Source organism: Mesorhizobium sp. M2A.F.Ca.ET.067.02.1.1 (genome assembly GCF_004023285.1).
GTDB lineage: Bacteria > Pseudomonadota > Alphaproteobacteria > Rhizobiales > Rhizobiaceae > Mesorhizobium.
Genome location: NZ_RZSB01000895.1, coordinates 1 through 2,194 on the forward strand (window position 1 = coordinate 1; position 2,194 = coordinate 2,194).

Genomic DNA, 2,194 nt, shown 5'->3' on the forward strand with positions numbered 1-2,194 from the left:
TGAGGCGACGCCCAACCCGAAATGGGTGGTTGCATTGGGCGACTGCGCGAAGGACGGCGGCTGCTTCGCCGGCAGCTACGCCGTCGTCGGCGGCGTCTCGGACGTGGTGCCGGTCGACCTGCACATTCCAGGATGCCCGCCGCCGCCGATCGAGATCCTGAAGGGATTGATCGCCCTGCTCGACGGCGCGAACGGGAAGGCTGGAAAGACCGGCGCCGTCCAGGGCTGACTGTTGCAGGTTTGCGGCCAACTCGGTCCTACCGATCAACGACCAGCCGCAACACCCTTGACGCTGGCGACAGCCGCACCTGCCGGCCCCAGTCGAAGGCGATGAAATCCTGCTCGATGCCGTCGGCGAAGATCACGCCGCCCTCGTTCATGCGCGAGGTGATGAAGAGCGGTTTCTCGGTGATCTTTCCCGCCCGCAATTTCGTGGCGGTGGCGATGCTTGGGAAGGGCTCGCGCACCCAGAAGCCGACCGCATGTTCCTCGCGGCCGAGCGACAGCTCCAGATGCGTCGCTTCCATGATCGTAGCGCGCCCAGCCGGTCGCGCCGGTGCCGGAGGCGACGATGAGACCGCTGGAGGAATGGTCCTCCGCCTCGCCTTCCGCCTCGATCCGGTAGCGGGCCGACTGGTGGCTGCGATGGCCGACGAAATCTCGTTGAGCGCAAGCAGCGTCTCGCCTTCGCCGAGCTCGGCCTGGACCATGGTGCGCGACTCCATGTCGACATCGCCGGCGGCGCTGGCGACAAGCAGCCTGGCCAGCCTGCCGGTGCCGATGCGCACCAGCACGCCGTCATAGAGATCAGGCGCCGGATTGACGCCGAGCACCGGCTGACCGTTGAGATATTTGGCGACATTGGCGACCAGCCCGTCCTGCCCGACGGCGACGATGACGTCGTCGGGCGCGAACAGGAAGCGGTTGAGGTCGGCGCGGCTCACCAGGGTCTGGCGCCAGTCGGCCGGCACCGAGGCGCGCGCCGTGCCGAGCACCGCGTGGAAGCGATCGTGCCGGGCCTCGACGTCTTCCAGGCGCTGGCCGCGCGTCTCGAGAAAGAAGCGAGCCTGGCCACGCGTCGCGTGATGCGCGATCAGCAGCTCGTAGTCGGTCTCGCGCGTCACGAAGACCGCGCGGGGACGGTTCGCGGCCATGGCTCGCTCCTCACCGGCCTTCGATCACCGCCGGGGCCTTGCGAAACTCGCCGAGCACGGTGGCGAGCAGGTCGGGCGTGACGTTGACATGCTCGATCTTGTCCAGCTTGCCGGCGAGCTGCTGGGCGGCAAGGCCGAGCAGGATCGCGGGCGGCAGGTCACGGTAGATGGCGATATGCTGCCGTTCGGCTTCCGCCTTGGCGCCCTCGATGGCGCGGATCCGCTCGGCCTCGGCGCCGGCCTCGATCTGCTGCGCCTCGGCCGCGCCGGTGGCGCGATTGCGGGCGTTCTCGGCCTCTTCGGCGATGAGCAGCTTCTCGCGCCGCGCCAGCTCGGTCTTGTTCGCCAGCTCGTTCTCGGCGATGGCACGCTCCTTCTCCACGGCAAGCGCCCGGCGCTGGAAGGTCGCCTCGTCGGCCTTCTGCTGCAGCGCCTCGAAGGTCGGCGTCTGCAGCGCCCGCTCGAGCTCGCTGGTCGGCGTCAAATTGGTGAGCCTGACCGCGACGGCGGCGACACCGATGTCGGTCAGCGCGGGATCGGCGGCGACCAGCGCCTGCAGCCGCTCGCGCAAGGGCGCCGGGCCGGCGTCGAGCAAAGCGCGCACCGGCGCCTGGCCGAGATATTGCTGCACCGCCTGGTTGGCGATGCCGGCAATGCGCGCCTGGATCTTCTCGATCGGCTCGCCGCGCAGCTTGCCGGTCCTGAGATCGATGCTGAAATCGACGCGTTCGGCGAGCCGCGCCGGATCGACGACATGCCAGCCGATCGTGCCCTGCACGGCAGCGGTCTGGAAATCCTGGCTGCGGCCCTTGACGAAGAGCGTCATCTCGCGATCGTCCATCGGCAGCTCGGCGATGCTGGCCGTCTCGGGCACGAACCAGAAGGCCAGGCCGCGGCCGCTCTGCATTTCGCGGCCGTTGCGGCAGCGGATGACGTGGCTGCTTGCCTCGCTGCGAAGCTGGGCAATGAAGCCGAAACTGAGAATGGTGGCCATGATGGTCTCTCCCTCAATCAGCCATGAGACGTTGGAAACGATAGAG

At 68.3% G+C, this 2,194-nt stretch carries 1 protein-coding gene and 2 pseudogenes; 1 reads left to right on the forward strand and 2 read right to left on the reverse strand.

Going from position 1 to position 2,194, the window contains the following annotated elements; genetic code table 11:
• A pseudogene (locus tag EOA28_RS33355) lies at nt 1-229 on the forward strand (hydrogenase); the annotation flags it as partial.
• Between the two features lie 28 nt (nt 230-257).
• On the opposite strand, the pseudogene EOA28_RS33360 reads toward EOA28_RS33355, so the two are convergent.
• Both EOA28_RS33360 and EOA28_RS33365 read right to left on the reverse strand, forming a co-directional pair.
• Nucleotides 258-1,154: pseudogene (locus tag EOA28_RS33360) on the reverse strand (hypothetical protein).
• A gap of 10 nt (nt 1,155-1,164) precedes the next feature.
• Complete coding sequence (locus tag EOA28_RS33365) at nt 1,165-2,148, reverse strand: SPFH domain-containing protein (RefSeq protein ID WP_127250014.1); 984 nt, start codon at nt 2,146-2,148, stop codon at nt 1,165-1,167.
• Between the last annotated feature and the right edge of the window lie 46 nt (nt 2,149-2,194).